The organism is Microcystis sp. M049S2 (assembly GCF_020245625.1).
Taxonomy (GTDB): domain Bacteria; phylum Cyanobacteriota; class Cyanobacteriia; order Cyanobacteriales; family Microcystaceae; genus Microcystis; species Microcystis ichthyoblabe_A.
Map to the genome: position 1 here is coordinate 1 of NZ_JADBUN010000129.1, position 3,596 is coordinate 3,596.

4 protein-coding genes are annotated in these 3,596 nt (G+C 46.2%); all 4 read left to right on the forward strand.

The window, feature by feature from the left end; translation table 11 throughout:
- Positions 1-128: 128 nt before the first annotated feature.
- Positions 129-704, forward strand: a complete 576-nt coding sequence (rimI, locus tag IM496_RS10920; RefSeq protein WP_194018306.1) for a ribosomal protein S18-alanine N-acetyltransferase — start codon at positions 129-131, stop codon at positions 702-704.
- Between the two features lie 41 nt (positions 705-745).
- A complete protein-coding gene (locus IM496_RS10925) occupies positions 746-1,936 on the forward strand; it encodes a glycosyltransferase family 4 protein (RefSeq protein ID WP_194018307.1) in 1,191 nt (396 codons plus the stop codon).
- A 90-nt stretch (positions 1,937-2,026) separates the two neighbouring features.
- Positions 2,027-2,644: a CP12 domain-containing protein gene (locus IM496_RS10930; protein ID WP_002756663.1), complete on the forward strand. Its 618-nt coding sequence runs from the start codon at positions 2,027-2,029 to the stop codon at positions 2,642-2,644.
- A 96-nt stretch (positions 2,645-2,740) separates the two neighbouring features.
- The gene (locus IM496_RS10935) at positions 2,741-3,247 is read left to right on the forward strand and encodes a DUF1269 domain-containing protein (RefSeq protein WP_194018308.1); all 507 of its coding nucleotides are present in this window, start codon (positions 2,741-2,743) and stop codon (positions 3,245-3,247) included.
- Positions 3,248-3,596 lie beyond the last annotated feature (349 nt).

Genomic DNA, 3,596 nt, shown 5'->3' on the forward strand with positions numbered 1-3,596 from the left:
CTCCCCACACTCTACGCCCCACACCCCACACCCCACACCCCACACCCCACACCCCACACCCTACTCCCCACACCCCACACCCCACACCCCACACCCCACACCCTGCTCCCTCTCCCGTTCCCCGATAAATGCCAAAAATCCAGCTTAAAACCCCAAAATCAGAGCATCTTGCCGCCATGGTGTCCCTCGATCGCAGCAGTCTCGGCGGTATTTGGACCCTATCTGGTTATGAACGGGAATTAAACAGCCCCAACAGTGAATTATTAATTCTTACCCTGGACGGGGAGGACGAAACCCTAATCGGATTAGCTTGTTCTTGGGCAATTCTCGAAGAAGCGCATATTACCCTCCTGGCAATTTATCCCGACTATCAAAGACAAGGATTAGGAAAACTGCTTCTCTACAAACTGCTTGAAAAGGCTGTACAAAGACAACTGGAAAGGGCTACGCTAGAGGTAAGGGTATCGAACCAGTCAGCGATCGCACTCTACGAGCATTTTGGCTTCCGCGTCGCTGGAGAGCGGAAAAATTATTATTCGCAAACTGGCGAATCAGCCCTAATTTTCTGGCGCAACGATCTACAAACGGCCGCTTTTCAGGAACAATTAAACAAGTGGCGACAAGAAATCCTCTCCAGACTGGCGCAGGGAGAGTGGCAATTAGAGGAAGAAACCAGAGCCAAAATAGATATCATGGGGATGTAATGATTACCTACAAGCTTAAATCAGGTCGAGGTTAGGGAAAAATGAGGATTTTAGTCTTGGCGTGGGAATTTCCACCGCGATTAGTGGGCGGTATCGCCCGTCATGTCGCCGAACTCTATCCCGAAATCGTCAAACTCGGTCATGAAGTCCATTTAATCACGATCGAATTCGGTCAGGCCCCCAGTTATGAACTGGTGGAAGGTATTCACATCCACCGCGTCCCCGTACCCCCCGGCAATGACTTTTTCCATTGGGTGGTCAACATGAATAACAGCATGGGACAACAAGGCGGCAAAATAATCGCCGAATACGGAAAATTTGACCTTGTTCACGCCCACGATTGGTTAGTAGGGGATGCAGCCATCGCCCTGAAACATCTCTTTAAAATACCCCTGATTGCCACGATTCACGCCACGGAATACGGACGTTATAACGGACTGCACACCGACACCCAACGCTATATCGCCGGCAAAGAGGGAACCCTCGTCTATAATGCTTGGCGCGTCATCGTCTGTACCGGCTATATGCGTCATGAAGTCCATCGGGCTTTGGGCGCACCCTGGGATAAAATCGATGTGGTTTATAACGGTATTCGGGCCGAGAAAAAGCAAAGAGACCCTAACTTTGATTACCGAGCTTTTCGTCGTCAATATGCCGAAGATCACGAAAAAATCGTCTATTATGTCGGGCGCATGACCTTTGAAAAGGGGGTTTCGGTGTTACTCAACGCTGCCCCAAAAGTCCTCGCTCAGACTGGGGCTAAAACTAAATTTGTTATTATCGGTGGCGGCAATACCGACAAACTCAAACAACAGTCCTGGCATCTTGGTATCTGGCATCATTGTTATTTTACGGGCTTTATGTCCGATGAAAACCTCGATCGCTTCCAAACCGTGGCCGATTGTGCCGTTTTTCCCAGTCTTTACGAACCTTTTGGCATTGTCGCCCTGGAAAGTTTCGCCGCTAGGGTTCCCGTGGTGGTTTCCGATACCTGCGGTTTTCCCGAAGTTGTCCGTCATGGTCAAACGGGAATTGTCACCCGGGTCAATAATCCCGATTCCCTCGCTTGGGGCATTTTGGAGGTTTTAAATCATCCCGAATACGCCCACGAATTAGCTAATAACGCCTATGAAGACCTAGAAAAACGCTTTCATTGGGCGAATTTAGCCCGTCAAACCGAGACAGTATATGGTTTGGTTGTCCAAGAACGACAACTGGTGGAATGGCGTTAATCGGGGAGCGGTTTTTTAGCCGTCAGCCGTCAGTATTAGGGGTCAGTTTATGTCTTAAAATAACAAAGGCACAACTTAACTTCTCCAAATATGACTATGAAAGCAGCTGAAATTATGACCACGGAGGTGGCCAAGATTAAAGGTTCTGAAACCGTTGCCAAAGCAGTACAATTGATGAGAGAAAAGAACATTAGAACTCTCATTGTTGATCGCCGTCACGATGAAGATGCTTACGGAATTATTACTGAAACCGATATTGTCTATAAAGTCGTCGCTTTCGGTCAAGATCCGCAAAAAGTGCGCGTCTATGAAGTGATGAGCAAACCCTGCATCGTGATTAATCCCGACCTCGGGGTTGAATATGTGGCCCGCTTATTTGCTAATACTGGTATTCGTTTCGCACCGGTAATTAAAGGCGGTTTGCTCGGTGTTATCTCTGTTAGTGACATTCTCCATAAAGGTAACGCCGTCGAAAAGCCCCGCAGTCTTGATTTAGAAGCGGAGATTATCAAAGCTAGAGATATTGCCCGGGCAGTGTGTGCTGAAAAAGGAGGAAATTCTCCCGATTGTGCCGCAGCTTGGGATATTGTTGAGGAATTACAGGCAGAATTGGCACACCAACGCGCTAAAAAACCGGAAAAAACCTATTTTGAGGAATACTGTCAAGAAAATCCCGATGCTTTTGAAGCGCGTATTTATGACACCTAATCCCCATGGGTTTTCGGTATTCTCCCGTACCTCAAACTTTTAATCCGGCAAAAGTAGTGTATAAAGGTTTTATTTGTTAATAATCGAGGAAAAACTATGGCTGATCTATTTGTCATCGCCTATGAGGACGAATTTAAAGCAGAAGAAGTTCGTTTAACTTTGGCTAAACTGCAACGGGAACATCTCATCGAGCTAGAAGATGCCGCCGTAGTGGTTAAAAACAAAGATGGTGAGATTAAACTCAAGCAAGCGGTCAATTTAACGGCAGCGGGAGCCGCTAGTGGCAGTTTCTGGGGGTTATTAATCGGAATGCTCTTTTTATCCCCTTTATTAGGGGCCGTCCTCGGTGCTGCTGGTGGCGCTTTGGGAGGTGCTTTAAGTGATATCGGTGTGGATGACAATTTTATGCGGGAATTGGGAGAAACCATGCAGCCCAGTACCTCTGCTCTCTTTGTTCTCGTCCAAAAAGTTACCCCCGATAAAGTCCTCGATGAAGTGGCCCCCTACGGAGGTAAAGTGTTACGCACTTCTTTGACCAAAACCGACGAAGCTGAATTACAGAAAGTTCTCGACCAAAGAGGTGTTAAACCCGAAATCGTTTAGGATCTGGGTCCATAAAAGCTAGAAAAAGGGAATATATTTCCCTTTTTGCTTTTTTAGAGAATTTCCTAATCTCATGAGGTACGATAATTATTAATATTAGTTATCAGTCATTTGAAGTAGCCAGACAAAATTCAAGTTAATGCTAAGAGAAGGGAACAAGGAACAGCGACGATTAATTAACAGCCTTTCTCATAAAACTGTTATATAGGGCTTGCTGAATAATGGTAAAACCCTTGTGGGTTAAGACTTTTAGAGTTTTTGTAAATCAAAAAGTACCAGATATGGGAGTGATCGGGGGGAAAATTCAGGGACTTTTTCCCTGAAAATTAGGTAATTGACCCCTTCAAAA